General features: G+C 64.6%; 22 protein-coding genes and 2 pseudogenes. 10 read left to right on the top strand and 14 right to left on the bottom strand.

Annotated features, from left to right (window positions below):
- Position 1 precedes the first annotated feature (1 nt).
- Positions 2-1,234 carry a translation initiation factor IF-2 subunit gamma gene (locus EL22_RS09330; protein ID WP_050051222.1) on the bottom strand — a complete coding sequence of 411 codons (1,233 nt, stop codon included), beginning with the start codon at positions 1,232-1,234 and terminating at the stop codon, positions 2-4.
- Between the two features lie 174 nt (positions 1,235-1,408).
- Here EL22_RS09330 and EL22_RS09325 point away from each other — a divergent pair, with 174 nt between their 5' ends.
- The 3 genes from EL22_RS09325 (at position 1,409) to EL22_RS09315 (ending at position 4,066) form a co-directional block, all read left to right on the top strand.
- Positions 1,409-2,464, top strand: coding sequence for a DUF5787 family protein (locus EL22_RS09325; protein ID WP_050051221.1), 1,056 nt, complete (start codon positions 1,409-1,411; stop codon positions 2,462-2,464).
- A gap of 104 nt (positions 2,465-2,568) precedes the next feature.
- Entirely contained in the window at positions 2,569-3,183 is a 615-nt protein-coding gene (locus tag EL22_RS09320) for a Yip1 family protein (protein ID WP_050051220.1), read from the top strand.
- A gap of 61 nt (positions 3,184-3,244) precedes the next feature.
- Positions 3,245-4,066 carry a hypothetical protein gene (locus tag EL22_RS09315; RefSeq protein ID WP_050051219.1) on the top strand — a complete coding sequence of 274 codons (822 nt, stop codon included), beginning with the start codon at positions 3,245-3,247 and terminating at the stop codon, positions 4,064-4,066.
- An 8-nt stretch (positions 4,067-4,074) separates the two neighbouring features.
- Here EL22_RS09315 and EL22_RS09310 read toward each other — a convergent pair whose 3' ends face one another.
- The 3 genes from EL22_RS09310 to EL22_RS09300 form a co-directional block, all read right to left on the bottom strand.
- Positions 4,075-4,899: an MBL fold metallo-hydrolase gene (locus tag EL22_RS09310; RefSeq protein WP_050051218.1), complete on the bottom strand. Its 825-nt coding sequence runs from the start codon at positions 4,897-4,899 to the stop codon at positions 4,075-4,077.
- Positions 4,900-4,901: 2 nt separating this feature from the next.
- Positions 4,902-5,351 (bottom strand): DUF2237 family protein, encoded by a 450-nt coding sequence (locus EL22_RS09305; RefSeq protein ID WP_050051217.1) that lies wholly within the window; start codon positions 5,349-5,351, stop codon positions 4,902-4,904.
- 163 nt (positions 5,352-5,514) lie between these two features.
- On the bottom strand, positions 5,515-6,927 hold the full coding sequence (locus EL22_RS09300; RefSeq protein WP_050051216.1) for an ATP-binding protein: 1,413 nt from the start codon (positions 6,925-6,927) through the stop codon (positions 5,515-5,517).
- A 163-nt stretch (positions 6,928-7,090) separates the two neighbouring features.
- Here EL22_RS09300 and EL22_RS09295 point away from each other — a divergent pair, with 163 nt between their 5' ends.
- Positions 7,091-7,459 (top strand): universal stress protein, encoded by a 369-nt coding sequence (locus EL22_RS09295; RefSeq protein WP_050051215.1) that lies wholly within the window; start codon positions 7,091-7,093, stop codon positions 7,457-7,459.
- A gap of 2 nt (positions 7,460-7,461) precedes the next feature.
- Positions 7,462-8,028 (top strand): GNAT family N-acetyltransferase, encoded by a 567-nt coding sequence (locus tag EL22_RS09290; RefSeq protein WP_050051214.1) that lies wholly within the window; start codon positions 7,462-7,464, stop codon positions 8,026-8,028.
- Positions 8,029-8,099: 71 nt separating this feature from the next.
- On the opposite strand, the gene EL22_RS09285 is transcribed toward EL22_RS09290, so the two are convergent.
- Positions 8,100-8,558 carry a universal stress protein gene (locus tag EL22_RS09285; RefSeq protein WP_050051213.1) on the bottom strand — a complete coding sequence of 153 codons (459 nt, stop codon included), beginning with the start codon at positions 8,556-8,558 and terminating at the stop codon, positions 8,100-8,102.
- A gap of 115 nt (positions 8,559-8,673) precedes the next feature.
- Here EL22_RS09285 and EL22_RS09280 point away from each other — a divergent pair, with 115 nt between their 5' ends.
- Positions 8,674-9,153, top strand: a complete 480-nt coding sequence (locus tag EL22_RS09280; RefSeq protein ID WP_050051212.1) for a universal stress protein — start codon at positions 8,674-8,676, stop codon at positions 9,151-9,153.
- Between the two features lie 18 nt (positions 9,154-9,171).
- Here the strand turns inward: EL22_RS09280 and EL22_RS09275 are convergent, their stop codons facing one another.
- The 4 genes from EL22_RS09275 to EL22_RS09260 form a co-directional block, all read right to left on the bottom strand.
- Positions 9,172-9,930 (bottom strand): LysR family transcriptional regulator, encoded by a 759-nt coding sequence (locus tag EL22_RS09275; RefSeq protein WP_050051211.1) that lies wholly within the window; start codon positions 9,928-9,930, stop codon positions 9,172-9,174.
- Between the two features lie 130 nt (positions 9,931-10,060).
- Complete coding sequence (locus EL22_RS09270; protein WP_050051210.1) at positions 10,061-10,828, bottom strand: amino acid ABC transporter ATP-binding protein; 768 nt, start codon at positions 10,826-10,828, stop codon at positions 10,061-10,063.
- On the bottom strand, positions 10,825-11,535 hold the full coding sequence (locus EL22_RS09265; protein WP_231587916.1) for an ABC transporter permease: 711 nt from the start codon (positions 11,533-11,535) through the stop codon (positions 10,825-10,827). Before EL22_RS09265 ends, EL22_RS09270 begins: the two co-directional genes overlap by 4 nt.
- Complete coding sequence (locus EL22_RS09260; protein WP_082146734.1) at positions 11,532-12,584, bottom strand: substrate-binding domain-containing protein; 1,053 nt, start codon at positions 12,582-12,584, stop codon at positions 11,532-11,534. Before EL22_RS09260 ends, EL22_RS09265 begins: the two co-directional genes overlap by 4 nt.
- Before the next feature lie 227 nt (positions 12,585-12,811).
- On the opposite strand from EL22_RS09260, the gene EL22_RS09255 reads away from it, so the two are divergent.
- Both EL22_RS09255 and EL22_RS09250 read left to right on the top strand, forming a co-directional pair.
- On the top strand, positions 12,812-14,026 hold the full coding sequence (locus EL22_RS09255; protein WP_050051208.1) for a DHH family phosphoesterase: 1,215 nt from the start codon (positions 12,812-12,814) through the stop codon (positions 14,024-14,026).
- Between the two features lie 102 nt (positions 14,027-14,128).
- Positions 14,129-15,436 (top strand): PQQ-binding-like beta-propeller repeat protein, encoded by a 1,308-nt coding sequence (locus EL22_RS09250; RefSeq protein WP_050051207.1) that lies wholly within the window; start codon positions 14,129-14,131, stop codon positions 15,434-15,436.
- 20 nt (positions 15,437-15,456) lie between these two features.
- Here the strand turns inward: EL22_RS09250 and EL22_RS09245 are convergent.
- Both EL22_RS09245 and EL22_RS09240 read right to left on the bottom strand, forming a co-directional pair.
- Positions 15,457-16,148: pseudogene (locus EL22_RS09245) on the bottom strand (hypothetical protein).
- A 96-nt stretch (positions 16,149-16,244) separates the two neighbouring features.
- On the bottom strand, positions 16,245-16,694 hold the full coding sequence (locus tag EL22_RS09240; protein ID WP_050051277.1) for a DUF5807 family protein: 450 nt from the start codon (positions 16,692-16,694) through the stop codon (positions 16,245-16,247).
- 117 nt (positions 16,695-16,811) lie between these two features.
- On the opposite strand from EL22_RS09240, the gene EL22_RS09235 reads away from it, so the two are divergent.
- Positions 16,812-17,693, top strand: coding sequence for a CheF family chemotaxis protein (locus EL22_RS09235; protein ID WP_050051206.1), 882 nt, complete (start codon positions 16,812-16,814; stop codon positions 17,691-17,693).
- A gap of 101 nt (positions 17,694-17,794) precedes the next feature.
- On the opposite strand, the gene EL22_RS09230 is transcribed toward EL22_RS09235, so the two are convergent.
- Together EL22_RS09230 and cheY are read right to left on the bottom strand one after the other, a co-directional pair.
- A complete protein-coding gene (locus tag EL22_RS09230; protein WP_050051205.1) occupies positions 17,795-19,003 on the bottom strand; it encodes a chemotaxis protein CheC in 1,209 nt (402 codons plus the stop codon).
- Between the two features lie 5 nt (positions 19,004-19,008).
- Positions 19,009-19,365 (bottom strand): chemotaxis protein CheY, encoded by a 357-nt coding sequence (gene cheY / locus EL22_RS09225; protein ID WP_050051204.1) that lies wholly within the window; start codon positions 19,363-19,365, stop codon positions 19,009-19,011.
- A 144-nt stretch (positions 19,366-19,509) separates the two neighbouring features.
- Between cheY and EL22_RS09220 the strand changes: the two are divergent.
- A pseudogene (locus EL22_RS09220) lies at positions 19,510-20,475 on the top strand (amidase family protein); the annotation flags it as partial.
- Between the two features lie 140 nt (positions 20,476-20,615).
- Here EL22_RS09220 and EL22_RS18015 read toward each other — a convergent pair.
- Entirely contained in the window at positions 20,616-20,954 is a 339-nt protein-coding gene (locus EL22_RS18015) for a hypothetical protein (protein ID WP_197075876.1), read from the bottom strand.
- Between the last annotated feature and the right edge of the window lie 330 nt (positions 20,955-21,284).

Here is a 21,284-nt window from a genome sequence, read left to right as displayed (position 1 = left end):
GTTACTCCGTCAGGGTTCCGAGACCGATCAGCCGCCAGCGCGCGCCGATCCGGCGGTTGATCGCGATTTTCGCGCCCGGATCGGCACAGACCGGCCGCTTGAGTTTGACCTCGCACTCGCCCTCGCGCGCGCTCGTGACCGCGCCGACGGTCGTCGACGTGCCGACGGTCATCATGAGCGGTTCGCCCGTGCTGATCTCCTTGACGGTCTCGCCGCCGTCGACGCCCACGACGCGCTCGAGCAGGTCGACGTCCATCGTGAACTGCTCCCAGGTCGGCGGCAGCGAGCCGGGCGGACCGGCCATCTGACCCGCCAGCGCGTCGCCTTTCGTCAGCGACGGGTCGAGTCCCGTTCCGACGCCGAGCAGGCCACCGGGCGTGACGGTGTCGACGTTTTCGCCGCCAGCCTGCAGCGACCGGATCGTCGTCTCGATCGGGACGTACTCGCTCTGGCCGCCTTCTTCGACTTCGCGACCGGGCTTGACCTCGAGTTCGTCCTCGACCTCGAGTTCGCCGGCGACGAGACTGCCGCCGAGGACGCCCCCGGTGAGGTCTTCGAACGTCGTTCCCGGCTTGTTGATGTCGAAACTGCGTGCGACGTGGAGTCGCGCGTCGGTATCCGGATCGCGCTCGGGGGTCGGAATCTCCGCTTCGATCGCGCCGATGAGCAGATCCATGTTCACGTCCTGTCCCGCGCTGACGGGGACGACGGGAGCGTCTTCGGCGACGGTCCCCTCGACGAACTCCTGGATCTGTTCGTAGTTGTTCCGAGCCGTCTCGCCGTTGACGAGGTCGACTTTGTTCTGGGCGATGACGATGTTTTCGATACCGATGAGATCCAGCGCCATCAGGTGCTCTTCGGTCTGGGGCTGGGGAACGGGTTCGTTGGCGCTGACGACGAGCACGGCGCCGTCCATCAGCGACGCGCCCGAGAGCATCGTCGCCATCAGAGTCTCGTGACCCGGCGCGTCGACGAACGAGACGGTCCGGAGCGGTTCGCTCTCGGAGCCGTCCGGACACTCCTCCTCGACGGTGTAGCATTCGGGTTCGTCGACGTCTGGGCACGTGCGGAACGTCGCGTCCGCGTAGCCGAGCCTGATGGAGATGCCGCGTTTCATCTCCTCTGAGTGCTGGTCCGTCCACGACCCACTGAGCGCCTGTACAAGCGTCGTCTTGCCGTGGTCGACGTGACCGACGAGCCCAATGTTCACCTCCGGTTGTTGGTTTCCTGTCATAAGGCGATGAGTAATCTTGAATATTCCTTCCCGTGTGCGCTTGATAAACCTACTGTTCTCGGGGCGAATCCCGCCGCCGGAACGTACTCGAATCGCTGTCGGTCGGCCAGATTGGACGGTTTCGAGCGGCGGTAGATCAGACTCCTTTTCGCCACTGGGGCCCTCACAGCAATCGTGTCCGAGTTTGCGTTCGAACTCGAGTTGTGCGCCCACCTCGAGTCGGCCGGCAGGCCCGGAGCCGCCGGCACGGACGTCGTCGCCCGCCAACTGGGCGGGGCCGTCGCGAAACCGGGCGGGCGAATCCTCGATATCGTCTGCGTCGAGCCGGGACCGGCGTTCGCCGACCGACTGGCGCTGACGAGCGAGACGATTCCCGACGCGGCGATCGAATCCGACATCGGACCGGGAACCGCCCGCTACTGGAAGGCGGCGTTCCCCGATGATTGTCACCCCGAACGTGCCAAGAGCGCCGTCGAGCGCGCGCTCGAGATCGACTTCTTCGAGGCCGAACGCCGAAACGGTCGCCGGTACGTCCGGCAGGTCGCGCGCTACCCCGACTGGTACGGGCGACTCGTCGGCATCGAGAACAAGCCCGATCTGGGAACGCCCGGCGACCTCGAGGCCCAGCTTCGAACCGACGCGAGCCTCGGATTGGTCGACGAGGCCGTCCTCGCGACCGAGAGCTACGTCACGCGGGCCCATCTCAATCGAATCCCCGAGGAGATCGGCGTCTGGCGCGTCTCGAGGGGAGACGCCGACGATGCGGCGGACGGGAGACCGCTCGAGATCGACGTGATCCGAGAGCCGACCCCGCTCGCCGTAGACGAACCGGGCGTCGAACCGCTCGAGTACCACCCGGGCCACACCGAGGTCGCGATCGTCCCGCCGGAGCGAAAGGCCCGGACGCGCAGGCGGATCGCCGAGCGGGCGTTCGGCAAGGGATGGCGAACGTTCCGGTTTCCCGACTGTGATGCCTGTGAGACGGATAGCCACGCCGATGAAGAGCGCTCCGAGGGCCCCGAACCGGAGACGGCGACGCCGCTCCCGTTCTGTCGGTGGAAGGGCCGAATCGTCGACGCGGAATCGGAGTGTGGGCCCGCGTGTCCGGGCCACGAGCCCGCTTCGGAGCCCGAGATCGATCTCGAGGCAGAGCGTGACCGGCGAACGCCGTGGCGGCGCGATCCGAGGGGGCGACGGCGACGCCAGTCCGGACTGGATCGGTTCGGATAGCTCGAGGACGGAACGGACCCGATTCGCTCGAGAACGCGTCCGAACGGATCGGCCGACGGAGCGGATGACAACTGATTTTAATTATCGGTCGAGAGGGCGGTACGATGACACCATGGACCCCGCTCCTCCACCCGCGCGAGTACTTCGAGAATCGGTCTACCCCGCTTCGATCGGGACTCGCGGTCGCCGCCTTGCTCGTCATCGCGACGGGCGTACTGAATTGGGCGATCGCAGATCAGATGCTGGCACAGATGGAAAACGTCCCCAGGGGCGCCACTGGCGAAATGAACGAATTCGCGAGCACGGCGGCGGTATGGGCGTTCGTGTCCGCTATCGTCTCACTGCTCGTCATCGCCGCGTTCATGCACTATTCCGCCAGCGGAAGCGACACCGACGGCTCGTTCGAAGACGCCGTCGCGGTCGCCGGCTGGGCCTACGCGCCCGACCTCCTCGAGCTTCCCATCCGATATCTCCTCGTGCGAAATACGATCAGCGGCCTCGAGTTGAATCTGGACGATACACAGCAGTTCGTGTCTGAAGTGCAATCAATCCAGGGAGCCGTCATGCTCCCGACGTTGCTGACGAGCGTCGTCGTGGTCGGATGGAGCGTCTACATTCTCTCGAAAGGGACCGCAGGAGCCCACAACGTCGACCTCGAGAAAACGTTCCTGCCGGCGGTCATCGTCGGTATCGTTGCGCTGGTGTTCCGGCTGCTCTGAGACGACGACGGACTCAGCGAGTATACTAGACTATTAGTTAGTTCACGTTCACGTGGCGGGTATGCCCTCCGACACCGACGATTCTCCGCGTCTCCGACGACGAACCGTGCTGGCTACCGCCGGTCTCGTCGGTCTCGGTGGCGTCGGCACCGTCACCGGCTACCGGGCCCTCTCCGAAGAGCGCGAAAACATCGAACTCGAGCGGACGCTGACCGTCGACGAGGCGTTCGACATCGACGAGAACCCGCCGGATCCCGCCCCCGAAGATCACGAACCGGACCGATCCGACGGAGTGTTCCAGCAGTGTGAGCCGAATCCGGATCGACTGCGTTCGGGGAGCCACATCGCCAATCTGACGATGATCGACGCGTGGAACGAGCGATACCGAATCTGGGGAGACGGGAGCGACGCGAGCGGCATCGACGTCCAGAACTCGATCAGTCTGGAGAAGGCGTCGGATCGCGTCGACGGCTCGTATTGCTACGGCGTTCGACTCTACTCGCAGTGTCACGTCGACAGCGCTCGTCTCGAGCGATTGCGCCTCCGACGGCTCGAGCACGAACTCGCCGTCGACCCGGCCGTCGAGGTTCGATCGGTGCTCCCGGAACGGCCGATCACCCCCGACAGCGGCCAGTGCGAGATGGGGTTCTCGACGGAACTCGAGAGCGGCTGGGCGGCCGGCTACGAACAACACTGGCCGGCGGGCGAGGAGACGATCACTGCCGAGCACGACGACACTGTCACGCTCTCGCTCGAGGGGTCCATCTCGGATTCGGCGGCGATGGAAGGGCTGCTCGAACTTCGAAGCGAGCGGCCGCTGGTCGAGATCGGCGATGTCTTCACCTGGACGGTTCGCGGCGAGGCGACCCGCCGCGGGCTGTAACCACCGAATCAGAGATCATACTGCTCGCCGTCGATCGCCAGCGGTTCCTCGAACGCTTCCTCGGCCGGGTAGTAATGAGCGAGGTGGACCAGCCGCGTCCGATCGGCGTTCAGTTCCGCAGCCAGTTCGAGCGCGCCCTCTCGAGTCATGTGTTTCGTGCCGAACGTGCGGGGGACCCCCTCGGCGTTCTCGTGGCGGCCGCCGATCGGGTGGAACTCACAGAGGTGGGCGGGCACGATCGCGTCGGCCAGCAGGAGGTCCGGATCAGCGAGGACCGCTCGAGACGCCTCGGATACGTCGTAGCTTGTATCGCCCGAGAGCGAGAGCTTCGCGCCCGTTTCCGGGTCCTCGATCGCCAGCCCGTAACAGAGAAGCGGCGGGTGGGTCACGGGGACGAAGGTGACGTCGAGCCCGCAGATGCGAACCGGCTCGAGCGGCGTCGTCGAGTGGACCGTCACCGGATCGAGGTAGTGGTAGTCGCTTTCGACCGTCTCGGCGACGCTCTTTCCCGTCTTCGGATCGGTCTCGTCCGCGGCGTACACGGCGAGTTCGTCGATGACCCGGAAGACGTTGCCCAGGCCGTCGAGGTGATCGAAGTGGATGTGCGTGACAACGGCGGCGTCGGGAAGCGCCACGTCCTCGCGCAGGAACTGGTAGCGAAAGTCGGGGCTGAAATCGATCAACAGCGACTCGTCCGTGCGCTCGTTCTCGACGTGAACCGAAAACCGGGTGCGTTCGACGCCGCGCGCTCGAGCGGCCTCGCAGGTATCACAATCACAGCCCACTGTCGGGGTTCCGGTCGTATCGCCGGTCCCGAGTAAGGTGACCCGCATCGTCACTGCCCGTCGTCGGCGGAGCCCCGATTGTCGCCCGAGTCCGCACGTCCGTCGTCGGTCCGCCAGCCGTCGCTGACCCGTGCGCGTTCGTACTCGTGCTCGCGCAACAGATCCGGATCGACGTCGCGAAGCACCGCCTCGTTGGTCGCCTCGAGAACGACCGGCGGGGCGCAATCGGCGTCCTCGGCCTCGAGCCAGCGACCGAGACAGAGACACCAGCGATCGCCCGGCTCGAGGCCGGGGAACTCGAACTGGGGTTTGGGCGTCGTGAGGTCGTTCCCCTGAGCCGCACTAAAAGAGAGAAACTTCTCGGTCATCACGGCACAGAGTTCGTGTCGGCCGCGGTCGCCCTCGACGCGCCGACAGCAGCCGTCGCGGAGAAAGCCCGTCTCCGGATCGGCGCTACAGGGCTCGAGTTCGGTTCCGTAGACGTTCCGATCGGTGGCCATACGTGCAGAATCGAACGGGGGGACGAAAAGCGTGGCGTCAGCGCTCGCGGGTGCGGTACGTACTTGGTATCTCGGATAGTCCGCCGAACCGACGGGACAGCGATCGGCTCGAGTGGATAATCGTGAATCAGTCGTCGGACTAATCGCGAGTCAGTCGTCGTGCTTAGTGATCGTGCGCGTGGGCGTGATCGTGATCGTGGTCGTGTGAGTGCTCGCTGTCGCCGCCGCTCTCGCCGCCGATGTCACCGCCGGCGACCAGCGCGTCGTGGTCGCCGTCGATCATGTCCATGTTCTTCAGGTTGTCGCGCTCTTCGAACTCCTCGACGGCGTTGAGGAGGTCCTCCTGGGAGAGTTCCCGCCTGTTCTCGGTCAGGGCCTCGAGGACGGCTTCCCGAAGCACCATCCGGAGGTCGCTTCCGGTGAGCCCTTCAGTCGCCTCGGCGATGACGCTGGGATCGAACTCCTCGATGTCCATCGTGCTCGTGATGACCTGGAGGATATCAGAGCGCATCCGGGAGTCCGGTTTCGGGAAGTTGACGATCTCGTCGAAACGCCGCCACGCCGCGGCGTCGAGTTGATCGGGGTGGTTGGTCGCCCCGATGAGCAACACGTCGTCTTGAATCAGCGAGATGTTGTCGATACTCTTCAAGAGGGTGTTGACCGCGCGCTTGAGCGCCGCGTGCTCGTCGCTCCGACGGGTCTTCGCGACGGAGTCGAACTCGTCGATAAAGAGGATACACGGCGAGAGTCGCTTTGCGACCTCGAAGGTCTTGTCGACGTTCTTTGCCGTCTCACCCAGGTACTGGCTCGTGATCATCGAGAGTTTGACCTCGACGAACGGCAGGTCCATGTCTCGAGCTAGCGCCTGTGCGGTCGAGGTTTTCCCGGTTCCCGGTGGCCCGACGAACAGCAGTTTGCCGATCTCCCGGAGGCCGATGTTCGCGAGGTAGTCGCGGTGTTCGATCGCCTTCGCGATCTTGTCGATCTCGTCCTCCTGGCTCTCGGTCAACACCAGATCGTCGAGCGTGATGTCGACCTCCTCGGGCGCGCGGATCTCGACGAGGTCGAGCATGTCCTCGTCTTCTTCCTCGTCGAAGTACTCCTCGAGCAGGCCGTCGATCCAGACGCGATCGGCCTGGATCGGCCGGTTTCGCTCTCTGGCTTCCTCGTGGTCGACATCGAGGTCCGCGTGGTCCTCGAAGTGTTTGGCGAGGGTCGGGTTCTCGAGCACCCGCTCGTCGCTCGCCCGATCCGCGAACCAGTCTTCGGCCATGTCCCGCTGGGTGAGCGAGACGGTCCCGGAGAACTCGTCGCGATCGGTGAACATGAGGTCGCCGACGGCATTCCACGGGGCCTCGACGCCGGTGGCCTCTCGAATCGTCTGGTTGGTCGCCGACAGCGGCCGGGTGATCCCGCCCTGGCGAGCGCCGCCCTGTTCGTCGGCGTCCCCCGCGTTGCTGGTCCAGAACACCTGTCGAACGCTGGGTTGCAGGTCGTTCTCGTCTAGCGATCGATCGTCCGAATATACGCTCGTCGTGAGCAAGAACTCGACGACATCGAGCGCCGCATCACTCATTCCGTGAGCCTATTGGCCACACGGCCTTAACGCCGTCGTCACGCACAGATCGTGCGCTTCGAGCCTGCGAGTCCCACGCAAAGTTCGAGGTTCTCACACGAACCGGGCCGCAGAACCCGGAAGTGGGCACAATAATTTTCGTCCGTCGGAACACAGACGAGGTATGAAGGTACTACTGGGGCTCGCCGGAAGCGACGAGTCGATAAAAACGCTCCGGCGAACGATCGAGCGAACGGCCGCCGTCGGTGACGACCTCACCGTCGTCGTCGTCGACAAACCCGAAACCAAGCGCTCCCAGGAGGAGATGCGCGAGCAGGCCGAATCGCTGCTCTCGGAGGCCGGCATCGAGACCGATGTCGAGACGCTCGAGGGCGATCCGGGAAGCGCGCTCGTAAACTTCACGGAGCAAGGCGAGTTCGACCAACTGGTCATCGGCGGCGGAACCGTCAGCCCGATGGGGAAGATTCGACTCGGTCCGATCGCCGAGTTCGTCCTGCTGAACGCGCCGACGACCGTCAAACTGGTTCGATAACGATGGTGGCGACACGAAAGTACGCCGACGAACCGTCCGGGCCGTTTCCGCGGCCGCCCGATTCGTTCGAGGACGGGGACGGACGGACGATCGAACTGGTGGCACCGACCGAGGTCGACGAGGCGGTGCTCGAGGACGTCGTCGCGATGTACGACGCGTTCGACCCGGTCGACCGCGCACAGGGGATCCCCCCGACGGGCGAACAGCGGATCCGCAACTGGCTCGAGTCGATCGTCGATATCGGCATCAACGTCATCGCCTCCCACGAGGGCGACATCATCGGCCACGCCACACTCGTCCCCGATTCGGACGACCCGGCGGCGATCGAAGCGGCGAGCGACATCGAGTGGGAACTCGCGATTTTCGTCCTCCAGGACTACCAGCGGGCGGGGATCGGAACCCAGTTGCTCGAGCACCTCCTCGGACACGCCGCCGAGGTCGGGATCGAACGCGTCTGGCTCACCGTCGAGCGATGGAACGGCGCGGCGATCGCACTCTACGAGCGGGTCGGGTTCGAGCAAACGGGCGGCGAGAGTTTCGAACAGGAGATGACGATCCGACTCGAGTGAGCTGATTCACTCGAGGGCGACGATACCGTTCTCGCGGGTAGACGACCCAAACGACAGGCTACGAAACCGGCTCACACGGACAGTACGGGCTGGCTCGCGTACGCGAGGACGTACTCTGCGGCCTTCTCGAGGACGTCCGCGTCAGAATCGGTGACCGATTCGCGCGGGAGGACGATGAAGTCCGCGCCGATCGCGTCGGCCGCGTCGAGGACGGCACTTCCGGGGTGGCGGGTCTTCTGAGTCTGTGAGAAGCCGTGGGTCACCGACCGCGAGTACGCGACGTCAGCGGCGGCGGCGAGCTGGTCGATGTCCGCGAGGAACTCCTGTGTGCTCTCGGCGATGTCGGATTCGTCGACGGTTCCGGCGTCCATCCCGCGGACCAGGCCGCGTCCCAGAACGTACAGCGTGTGAACGGACGCGTCGTAGCGCTCGGCCACGGCGACGGCGTACTCGGAGGCGGTTGCCGACTCGACACTGCCGTCGACCGGTGCCAGAACGGTATCGACGGTGACGGGATCGCTGGCGTCCATACTCGAGAGTTGTACCCGGCGTTCAAAAAGCCACCTCCTGTTCGCACTCGAGAGGAGGCCCCACTTGCTGGTTCGCTGGTGTACGTTTATATCAGCGCACGCGTAACGTCTTCGTATGTTCGAAACGGTCGTCGTCGCAACTGACGGCTCCGAGAGCGTGAAACGCGCCGTCGATGTCGGGCTCGACCTCGCGAACCGCTTCGACGCGACGGTCCACGCTCTGTCGGTCATCGACGCGGGAGAAGTCGACGCCTCGCCCGAACAGCTCCGCGAGGAACTCGAGACGGCCCTCGAGACCCACGCCGACGCCGCACTCGCGACCGTCGAAGAGCGAGCGAGCCTCGACCTCACGACCGACGTTCGGGAGGGACGGCCCGCTCAAGAGATTTGTTCGTACGCGCGCGATGTCGACGCCGACATGGTCGTGACGGGAACGCGAGGTCGCCACGGCGAGAACCGCCTGCTGCTCGGCAGCGTCGCCGAACGAGTGGTTCGAACCTCGCCCGTTCCCGTCCTGACGGTCAGACAGCTCGAGCCGGTCGCAGAGAGAGACTCGGGCGCCGAGTCGGCCGAGAGCGACTCGATCCGCGCCTGAAAACGCGGTCGGGTCGAATTATGACGAAGCGTCATCGTCCGCAGACGGAGCGTCTCCCGTCGGGGTAGCGCGGGCGGCCGTCGCTTTGAACGACGCGCGCAGCGTCTTCCCGACCGTGATTCCCAATGAGTCGGCGCTCTCCTGGGTGACGAGCGTCTCGAGTTCGACATCGGCGACTGACTTGGATCCGTCCGGCGGTTCGTCGACTCGCTCGAGGTCGAGAGTCACCCGCGCGACGCCGTCGCTCGAGTCGATCGACGAAACCGTCCCGGTGAACTGATTTCGGAAACTCGTGACGCCGCGTTCGGGCGACTCCTCTGGGTCTGCGAGGACGACCGCATCCGAACGAACACCGATCTGGACGGTCGTCGCGCCCGCCGGAACGAGCGCCACCACGGGGCCTGCTGCGGTCTCGACGGTTCCGAGCGTTCCCGTCCGTTCGCGAACCGTCCCCGCGAACACCGACTCGGTCGCGCGGGCGACGCCATCGAGTTCCGTCTGGTGGCGCTCGAAACGCCGACGCAGTTCCAGTGCCGTCTCCGTGAGTTCGGTGCCGCCGCCGCCTTTGCCCCCACGCCGGCGCTCCGTGAGGTCGCCGACGGCCGCCTCGAGTTCGACGATTCGTTGCTGAAGCCGGGCGTACGATCGCCCGAGGGCGTCTGCTGCGGCGTGCATCGAGCCGTGTCGGTCGATCGCCTCGAGCATCTCGATATCCCGTCGGTCGATCGTGATCCCGTCGACCGACAGCTCCGTCCGGTAGCCCTTCTCGAGTGTCATTGCGCGCTCACCTCGTGGTGTCGCATCGCTACGTCCGTACGTCGCATCGGTAACTCGGTGTGTCGCATCGGTAGCTCGATGCGTCTCGTCAATAACTCGATGCGTCTCATCAGTAGCTCGGTGCGTCCCATCAGTAGATCAACTCTCCATCGATAAATTTCCGCGTCCGTTCGTCCTCGGGGCTCTCAAAGATGCGTTCCGTCTCACCGACTTCGGTGACGCCGTCGCCGAGGATTACCGCAACCCGATCGGCGATTCGCCGGGCTTGATTCATGTCGTGGGTCGCGACGGCGACTCCGATGTCGCGGTCGCCGGCCTCGCAAACGGCGTCTTCGAGCACCGCGGTGTTTCGGGGGTCGAGGTCCGAGGTCGGTTCGTCGAGTAGGAGAAAGTCGGGATCGTACGCCAGCGCTCGAGCGAACGCCACCCGCTGGGCTTCACCCCCCGAGAGCGAGCCCGCGTGTTGCTCGAGTTTGTCCGCGAGACCGACGGTCTCGAGGGCCTCCATCGCGACGCTGTTTCCGTTTCGCAGTCCGACGAGGTCCGCGAACTCGCGGCGGAGCCGCTCGCCCCACGACCGCCGAACGTGGACGCCGTACTCGGCGTTTCGCCGGACGCTCGCGTCGAAGAGGCCGGCCTCCTGGAACACCATGCCGATGCGGCGACGACACGCGAGTCGCCGCTGGCTCGAGACTCCCCAGACGTCGGTGCCATCGTACTCGAGCGAGCCCGCACGCGGCGGTTCGAACAGGGCGAGAAGTCGCAAGAGCGTGGTCTTGCCGACGCCGGAGGGGCCGATGATGGCGACGACTTCTCCCGGCGAGACGGTGAGCGACACGTCCTCGAGAGTCGTCTCGTCGCCGTAGCCGTGCGCGAGTCCGACGGCTCGAAGCGTCATCGGTATCCCCCCTCGCCGCTGCCGAGTCGAACGACGACCGCGTTCACGAGCAAGACGAGCGCGACGAGGATCGCGCCGAGGACCATCGCCGTCTCGAAGCGGCCCTGTCTAGCCTCGAGTTGAATCGCCGTCGTCAGTGTTCTGGTCACCGACTCGCCGTCTGCGGTCGCGATGTTTCCGCCGACCATCAGCACGCCGCCGACCTCACTGATCGCGCGGCCGAAACCCGCGAGGACGGCGGTCGCAAGCCCGTATCGGGCTTCCTTGATCGTCACGAGGGCGACGTCGACGCGCGTCGCGCCCATTGCGAACGCGGCGTCTCTAACCTGCTGTTCGACGCTCGAGACCGCGGCCAGGCTCACGCCCGTGATGACCGGGACGGCGAGAACGATCTGTGAGAGGATCATCGCCTCCGGCGTGTAGACCAGCTCGAGCGGGCCGAGCGGCCCGTCGTTCGAAACCGTAAAGAGCACGACGAGACCGACGACGACGCTTGGAAAGCCCATCCCGGTCGTGATAATCGAACTCAGGAGGTGCTTGCCGCGGAAGTTCCGAAAGCCGACGAGCAACGCGATCGGGACGCTCACGAGCGTGCTGATCGCGACGGCGGTGAGGCTCACGTATAGCGACACCTCGATGATGCTCCCGACGTAGAGCCACTCGAAGGGGAACTCGCCCGGAAAGGCGAGCGCAGCGCCGGTGGTCACGATCCTGCCCCGTCGGTCGGTGCCGACCCGTTGCTCGTTCCCGTCCCGTCGTTGGTTCCCCTCTCGGGACTCGTCTCTGCCACGTCGCTCGTCCCCGTTTCGTTGTTCGTCTCCGCCTCAGTACCCGTTTCCGCCCAGTCGCCGGTTCCGTTCGAACCGGTCGATTCGCCCGGCGTGTACTGCTCGAAATCCGGCGATTTCGACAGCGCGTTGGGATAAAACAGCGGTTCGCCGTCGATCGTGTACCCCTCGATTATCTCCTGGCCCCGCGTTCCGGTCAGGAATCCGATGTAGTACATCGCCAGTTCGTAGGCGACGCCCGGCTCGCTCGCGGGGTTGACCGCGATGACGCCGTAGGGGTTATCGAGCAGCGGATCACCGTCGGTGACCGGACCGTCGACGAAGCGCTCGAGTTCGAGCCGATCGCGCATGTCGATGTAGTTGGCGCGAACGGTGAGCAGGTATGCGTCGCGCTGATTCGCCTGCACGAGTGTATCGCCCATTCCCTGGCCGGTTTCGCGGTACCACTCCCCGCCGGGTTCGACGCCGGCCTCGTCCCAGATCGCCCGCTCTTTGACGTGCGTTCCGGAGTTGTCTCCGCGAGAGAAAAACGTCGCCTCGGCGCTCGCGATTCGGTCGAACGCCGTCGCCACGTCCTCGATATCGGCGATCCCCGCGGGGTCGTCCGCCGGTCCGGCGACGATGAAATCACCGACCGCGAAATCGCGGCGATTGATACCGTTCCCGGACCGGATGAACGCGTCCTCGAGCGGACGGGCGTGGGCCATGACGGCGTCGACGTCGCCCCGTTCGCCGGCGGCGATTGCCTCGCCCGTCCCCGCGGCGACCGCTCGAGCGGTCACGCCGTACTCCGACTCGAAGGCGGCGTGAAGCTCGTCGACGAGGCCGGAGTCGTACGTACTCGTGGTGACCGCGACGGTGAGCGTCCCCGACGGGCCGTCCGACGCCGAACGGTCCCGACCGAGACAGCCGGCCGACGCCGCGCCGATCCCGATCCCGGCGAGAAGCGACCGGCGTGGTATCTGCATGGAAACAACGGTGACGGGAACGCACATAGACGTTTCGGTCGCAGAAACTGGTTTGCATAGCGTCTTTCCCCCGACGTAACCCGTTTCGGTTACATAATCCGGCTCGAACGGTGACCGAACGCTACCGCAGACGCCGAAACCGCTCGGAGATGGATTGGTGCGTGAGAGGGGACCGGACGGGCGGTGATACCGGCGGGTTCTTCCGATGGCACCCCGGAACGGACTGTATGTACGAAGAACTCATCGAGAGCGGCGAGTTGTCTCTCGCCCGCAAATCCGTCCTGCCGGGGACGGGGTTTTTCATGCCCGACAGCCTCGAGGAGGATCTCGAGGAACAGGAAGCGAAATCCGCCCTCGAGGGCGCAGACGTCGCCGTCGTCGCCGACCCTGACGCCGACGGTCTGGCCTGCGTCGCGCTGTTGCGCGAGATGTACGGCGACGTACAGAACGTCCCGGAACCCGACGCAGGCGGCGAGGAAAGCGAGGACGCCGAGAGAGCAGCCGATAGCGAATCAGACCCCGACGCAGAGGACGACCTCCTCGAGGAGCCCGAACCGACGCCCCACAGCGTCGCGCTGGTTCCGGGTAGCCCGCACGACCTCGAGGACTCGCTCCAGCAGGTCGCCGACCACGGCGTCGAGGGCATCGACCTCTACGTCTGTGACCTGTGTCCGGACCGCTACGAGTACGTCGCGGACGAACTCGAGGCGGCCGTCGAGACCGCGAGCAGCGTCGAGTGGTACGATCACCACCAGTGGGACGACGGCGTCGCCCGGTCGGTCCGGGACGCCGGCGTGGAACTCGTCGTCGGCGACTCCGACGAGGAGTGTAGCGCGGACGTCGTCTACCGCTCGCTCGAGTACGAGTTCGACGACCAGTTCGCGGAACTGGCCGCGGTCACGCGCGATCACGACCTCTGGCTCCGTGAAGACCCCCGCAGCGACGACCTCGCGGACTACGCCTACTGGACCGACCCCGCGGAGTACGTCGAGGTCGTCCGCGAGTACGGCGCGGACTTCCCAGAGTGGGTCGAAGACTACATCGCCAAACGCCGCGTCGAGAAAGAAGCCCTGATCGAGCGGGCCGTCTCCCGCTCGGAACTCCGGGAAGTCGGCGGCTACACCGTCGGCATCACCTACGGCCGGTGCTCGCAAAACGAAGTCGCCGAGGCCATGCGCGAACAGGGTGCCGACGCCTCCATCATCGTCAAACCCGCCGGCTCGGCCTCCATCCGCGGGACCGACGAGTTCGACCGCTGCCACGAGGTCGCCGGCAAGGTAAACGGCGGCGGCCACCCGAAAGCCGCGGGCTGCAAGCCCGACATCTACGACGACATGCTCGACTACGCGAACCACTGGACGACTCGAGGGTCGGTCGCCAAACAGGTCCTGCTGGACGCCTTCGGTGCCGTGGTCGACGAAGAACGAGAAGTGAGCGAGTGAAACGGCCGAAAACGCCCGAAAACGGGAGAATCCACTCTCGCTGTGCCGCGTCGTGAGGGGTGACCGCAACCTATAGTATGAAACGCTGACAATACTCCGCCAATGCCCTCCTCTCGTCGATCGGTTCTCACGGCGTGTACCGCCGGGATCGGTGCGCTCGCCGGGTGTCTCTCGAGCGAGAATCCGACTGCCGACGGCTCCTGGCCCAGACGCACGCTCACGAACGCCCACACCGGCTACGCGAGCACTGACGGTCCGACGACGGACCTTTATACCGTCTGGAAGCAAGCGCGAGCGCGAAGCGGCGGAATCACCCCGTCTCCGGTCGTCGACGACGGCGTTCTCTACTTTACCTATTCACGACAGGCTCGAGACCACGAACGCGGCGGGGCGTGGGTCGAGGCGTTCGACGCGGCGACCGGCGACTCCCGGTGGACGACCGAACTCTTCCGGACCGAAAAGGTCTACTCCCTCAATCACTCGGACTCGACGGTCGTCAAAAGGGATCGGATATTCACCCAGACCGACGACGGGTTGACGATGCTCACCACCGACGGCGAGATTCAGTGGACCGTCGATAACCTCTATGGCGACCAGCAGTTGTCCGACGCGACCACGCCCGTCGTTACCGACGACGTGGTCATCGCGGGAACGTACGGTACACAGGACGAGGACGGTCAGAACGAGGTCGTCTACGGAATCGATCCCGCGACCGGCGACGAGCGCTGGCACACGTCGTTCGACGACTGGAGCAGAATGTGGCAGCTAGCCGGAGCCGGAGACGTAGTCTACGTTCCGTTCGACCGGACCGGACTCGTCGCGCTCGACGTGACGAGCGGTGAAGAACGCTGGCGCTGGGAGGGACCGATCGACGGGACCCCGACCGTCGTCGACGATCTGATACTCGTGGCGCTCCGCCGCGACGACGAGGACACACTCGGCGCGCTGGACCGTCGTGATCGTTCGCTTCGGTGGGAGATATCGATCGGGCCCCGCTGGCCGAGCGCTGGATTCGCCGTCGCCGGAGACCTGTGCTATCACGCCTCGTACTTCGGTCTCGAGGCCCGTCGACTCGAGACGGGCGAGCGAGCGTGGCGCTTCGGGCCCGAGGAGGGCGAACGCCCACACGATGAACCGCAGGTCGACCTCGTCACCACGCCGGTCGTCGCTGACGACGCGGTCTACGTGTCGGGGTGGATCCAGCGCGACACGATGTACGGCCACCTGTTCGTCGTCGATAGCGCGACGGGCGAGGAACTCGGGCGCGCTGAGATGGGGCGTAACCAGCAGGCCGGAACGGGAACCCCGGCGGTCACGTCCGACCTCGTTTTTCTCGGGTCGGAGTACGGAACTCTCTACGCGTTCGGCGAGTGCTCGTTCGAGGTCGCCGATCGCTGTCTGTCCGGATGACACACGACGATACAAGAACCCTACTCTCGAGCGAAAAACCGGATCACGAGCTGTAAGACGTGGACGAAGACGCCGGCGACGGCGACGTAGACGCCGATGGTCTGGACCCCCACTGAGATGTCCCGACGGTCCCGGAGGCGCCAGATCTCCCAGCCGAGTCGCAGGACGAAGCCGAGGAAGATCAAAACGAAGCCGACCAGCAGGACCGGCGCGACGAACGTCCCGACGGCGACGGCGATCACGCCGCCGATAAACGAGTAGGTGGCGTACGATCCCCAGTGGGCGAACGACTTCGAGCGCGCGTAGACGTACCCGGAGACGAGCGCGGTCAGGATCGCGACGACGACCGCCGTCACGCCGAGAACCGCGAGCCGACTCTCGGCCGGCACGAACGAGAGGATGCCCGCACCAAACACGCCGAACGCGAGTTGCAGTATCACCATGCCGGCGACCGCGATCCCCGTATCGCCGCCCTCGACGCCGCGCTCTGCGATCAGTTCGCCGCCCGTGATCGCCGCGCCGTAGACGATAACCCCGACGATCGGCAACCGAAACAGCGTCTCGTTGATCGCGGCGAGGGGCGTTTCGGCGACTACGGCCATCAGGCGACGTTGATCGCCATCAGCACGCTCGCCCCACCGATCACGCGGGCTTCGCGACTCGAGAGGCCGAATCCACGACCGGTTTCGTACGGCGTTTCGGCGGAGCTCATAGGCGGCTCCACCATGCTGAGACCCAAAAAGCTGCCGTCCGAGGTGGTTCGAAAGCGACGAGCGACGGCTCGAGTTGGCCGGAGACGATTCGCTCGTTACTGTTCTGCAGTCCAGCGGTCCGAGTACGCCGTCCCGCAGTTACACTTCGCGTACGCGTGGACGACGTCGCCCTCGGCGTACAGTCCGCCGACGTCCTCGTTTTGCTCCTCGGAGAACGAGAACACGAACTGGACGCCGTGGTCCGTCTCGTCCCCGTCGCTCGCCTCGTCTGCGTCCGGCGCGTCGGGACAGACGCCGTCGGTCAGGTCGTCGTCGATCGAACTTTCGGTCGCCATCGCCGACTTCGCGAAGGCCATCGCGTCCGTCCCCGTCGCGGCCTTGAACGCGTTTCGGCCGCTCTCGCCGTCGACGACGATCAACACGCCGCCCTCGACCGGCTCGCCGAACTGCTCGAGGCGGTCGTCCTCGACGTAGGAATCGGCCAAAAACAAGGCGACATCGTCGGGCCGTTCGCCCGCCAGAAACTCCGCGCGTGGATCACTCATAGCTCGACAACCGGTCTCGAGCGCCAAAAAGTCCGTCATTGATCGTCCCCGGGATGTGATCTGCCGAGCGCCGAGAATGTCCGAAAAGCTAAGAGATTTCAGTCAGTAGCAGGTGCCATGGACGAGGATGTCGTCGCAGATATCACCGGTCGCTTCATCTTGAGCAATGGTGGTGAGAACGCGGGCAAGCCCCTCGAGGGGCGGATCATCATGACCGAAAAGCGGGTCGTACTCGCGACGGGTCAGACGAAGGAAACGGTTCCGCTGTCGCAAGTCATCGACGTGAACGTCGGGACGGTGCCCCAGCACGTCAAGCGATTCTTCGGAGATACGGCAACGATCGGCTACCGAACCGCCGACGGAACCCAGAGCGCGGTCATCGAAAGCTCGGACGAGAAAGTCGAGAAGTTCGTCGCAATTCTCTTTCGCTGCCTGCTCAACGGCCGTAAAGTCGCCGTCAAACACCCGGCGCGGGTCGGCGGCCGGATCAAAGACTCGAGCGTCGTCGTCGGGAAACTCCGCGTCAAGAACAGGCAAGTCGAGGTGAAGACGAAGTCAAGCGGGTTCACCATCGACGTGGCGACGGTGATGAACATCGACCGAACGAACAGGATCGGCGACAGCGACGACCGGGTGACGCTGGTCGTCAAACACACCGATCAGGAGTCGGGACTGACACAGACGACCCAGATCGCGCCGGCCAAGAGCCAGTACGTGAACCTACTGGCACGATACTTCAGGCTCGAGTACGACGAGGTCCGCGAGGAGGTGGCAGATATCGAACTGACCAATCCCGAAAAGCGAGTGCTCGTCGGGGTGCACGCGACGGGCGGCGACATCGACTTTACGAACATGTTAGACGGCGACCCGGCATACGTGACGAACGTGCTCAACTCGGTCAGGAACAAGCAACTGGTTGTCGAGAACGGCGAGGGACTCTCGCTGACGCCCCAGGGACGAATCGTCGTGAGCCAGCGAATCGAAGACGTCAACGCCTGAGGAGCCGATAGATTCGAAGGCGAACGTGTCTGTGACATCCTCGAGAATTTACCACGTACCGCAAGAGAGACGAGCGATGCGTCGAAAACGGCGATCTCGAGTTAGAACAGATCGTTCGGATCGACTTCCGTGTTCCCCGAGTTCTCGACGAGGATTTCGTCGAGCGCCTCCTCGAGTTCGTCCCGGCGCGGCAGGGCGAGCATCTGGCAGGTGAACACCCGGTCACTGTCCGTCTCGATGCTCGAGTCGAGCAGGAACGCGTGGTCGTCGGTCTGGGCGATCTGGGCGATGATCGGGCTCATGATCGACGAGCCGATGTCGGCGACGAACTTCGGCGGCGAGTGTTTGATCTCCGCGTTTAACACGTTCGCCCAGCCGTCGATGAAGCCGCTGGTCATGATGTTTCCCAGTTCCTGGAGGGCCCCCTGTTCCATCTCGCCCCACTCGCCTTCGGTCTCCATCGGGACGAGCGAGTCGACGACCGCCCGGCCGGAGGGTTGATCGAAGAGGATGATCAGATAGCCGCTGAGTTTGCCCTGAAACTCCATGACGGTCCCGACGTAGCGTTTGGTGCCGACCTCCGCCGGAATGTCCTCGAGCGGAACGAGGCTCAGCCGGCTGATGTTGACGCTCGTCTCGATGCCCGTCATCGAGGTGATGTTCGACGCCGATTTCTCCGCGCCCTCCTTGGTCATCTCGTTGAACACCTCGAGCTTCTCGAAGGAGATGCTCGTATCGGTCTGGGGCTCGAGGGCGGTCTCGAGGGAAGTCTGGTCGGGAACGAGCAGGATGCGGAAATCGACGGGTTCGTTGACGCCGCCGCGGGAGGCTTCGACGCGACTGCGGAAGACGAGCAGGTGGCTGTCGCCCTCCGTCGCCGAGCGCGGGAGGACTTCCGTCCCGGTCCCTTCGATGTAGGTCGGCGGCGAGCTCTTGATCTTCGTGTTGAGGTGGTTGGCCCAGCCGTCGATGAAGCCGCTGGTCATGATGTTGCCGACCTCCTTGATGCTGCTCTTTTTCATCTCGGGGTCGTCGGCCGGGACGAGTACGTCCGTCACCGCGGTGCGGGCCTGCTCGTCAAACGCGAGGACCGTCTCCCCGCGGATCTCGCCAGTGAGGTCGATGCTGACGCCCGCGTACTCGTTGCCGATGAACTCGTACTGCAGGTCAGACGGCGACATCAGCGAAACGTCGGTCACCTCGACGCGGGTGCTGATGCCCGTCAGTTGCGAGAGTGATTTGACTGCCGACTGCGCGCCGTCGTGAGCGAGTTTGTTGTACGTCTCTAGCGCTCGAATATCGATTTCCATGAATATTACCCGGACGTGATGCTGTTGACTTCCTCGAGCACGCTCTCTTTCTGGAACGGCTTCGTGATGTAGCCGTCCGCGCCCGCTTTGATCGAGTCTTTCATCTGCTCGGCCTGCTCGACGCTCGTACACATCACGATCGTCGCGTCCGGATCGAGATCGGTGATCTCGTCGGTCGCCTCGATCCCATCTTTGATCGGCATGACGATGTCCATGAAGGCGATGTCCGGCTGTTCCTGTTGGTACAGCTCGACCGCTTCGACGCCGTTTTCGGCCTCTCCCACGATATTGTGCTCCTCCTCGAGAATTTCTCGAAGCAGATCCCGCATAAATCCGGAATCGTCCGTGATTAGTACGTCCATAAGTAGTTCGACACACTCAGTTGACTTAATAAAATTGGCCGTTGGTCCGCGACCGCTCCGTGAACAGTCGAGWKCACTCCCCAATGGAGGGTTTAGGCGTATCCAGCCCTGTTGAAATCCTCAGAGATGTACAGCTTTAGTCTTGCGGTCGCCGCGGGCGAGGCCGACCTCGCGCTCGGCTCCGATACCGGCGGCTCGATCCGCTGTCCCGCCGCGTTCTGCGGCGTCGTCGGCATCAAGCCGACATACGGACTGGTCTCGCGGTACGGGCTGGTCGCCTACGGCAACAGCTTAGAGCAGATCGGCCCCTTCGGCTCGAGCGTCGAGGACGCCGCTTCGCTCCTCGACGTCATCGCCGGTCCGGACGACCGGGACGCGACCACTCGAGAACCGCCACGTGTCGACGACGCTGCTGACGGCTCCTACGCCGCGGCGGCCGACGGCGATGTCGACGGATTGACCATCGGCGTCCCCACGGAACTGCTCGAGGGCGCGGACGAGGGCGTCGTCGAAACGTTCTGGGACGCCATCGACCACCTCGAGGACCGAGGCGCGACGTACGAGGAAGTCAGCCTGCCGTCGGTCGAACACGCCGTCGAGGCCTACTACGTGATCGCAATGTCGGAAGCCTCCTCGAACCTCGCGCGCTTCGACGGCGTCCGGTACGGCCACGCCGCCGGCGAGAAGGGCGAGAACGACAACTGGAACGAGGCCTTCTCGCAGGCGCGACAGGAAGGGTTCGGCGACGAGGTCAAACGCCGAATCCTGCTCGGAACGTACGCCCTCTCGGCGGGCTACCACGACAAGTACTACAAGAAAGCACAGGACGCCAGAGCGTGGGTCAAACAGGACTTCGACGAGGCGCTCTCGAACGCCGACGTGCTCGCCTCGCCGACGATGCCCGTGCCGCCGTTCGAACTCGGCGAGAGCCTCGAGGACCCGCTGACGATGTACCTCGCGGACGCCAACACGGTGCCGGTGAACCTCGCGAACCTGCCCGCGATCTCGGTGCCGGCGGGCGAGACCGACGGGCTCCCGGTCGGGATCCAACTCGTCGGACCAGCCTTCGGCGAGCGCGAGATAATCCGGGCCGGCAGCGCGCTCGAGTAAGCGCGTCGACCGAGCGACCACGATTCGAGTTGCGATCTCTTACTATCGATCGTTCACCGCTTGACGACGACCCCACTCGGAGACGATCCCACTTGGTGGCGAGCCCCGCTCGAGAGATGTTCGCTACTCGAGCGATACCCTTACTCGAGGGACTCGCCCTCGACCGGACAGCCACAGGGGTAGGCGGTGCGGTGGGTCGGGACGAGTTGGATGACGGTGGTGACCGGGCGTCCACATCGCGGGCACTCGGGCGGGGACGACGGCGGGTCGTCGGTCACCCAGACGCCGCGGTTTGTCACGGCGAGCGAGACGCCCTGTACCTCGAGGCGAACCTCGATCGCACTGTCGGCGGACTCGAGCAGTCGCGCGAGCGCTTCGGGATCGATTTCTCGGCCGAGTTGGTAGGCGTCTCGAGGGACGCCCTCGTTCTCGAGCGTGCGGACGATCTCGAGGACCAGACTGTTCGTCGATGTCGTCATAGTTTACGCTCACCCTCGAGTGCGGTAGTCCGAGTTAACGGGACGGACAACGAGACTGGCGGTAGTCGACTGCGATTCGTCTGTCGGACGGGGTGTTTAAGCCCGCGGAGAAGTAAGCCAATCATGGCAACCATCCTTCATCGGGTTGGAAGCCACGTCTCGGGTGCTGTAACCACCCGGGGCATTTCAATGCAAAACGCCCCCTTGCCGTGGAGTGTATGGCTTCCATTTGCTGCAATGACCTGTAGTGTCATATAACTACTGTTTCTGGGTAGGAATAATGTGTGCACGAAACGTGCAGGGATGCAACCGACTCGTAGAGTACAGTCG

This window comes from Halostagnicola sp. A56, assembly GCF_000691505.1.
In the GTDB taxonomy this organism is placed as follows: domain Archaea; phylum Halobacteriota; class Halobacteria; order Halobacteriales; family Natrialbaceae; genus Halostagnicola.
This window is presented reverse-complemented; position numbering and strand designations above follow the sequence as displayed.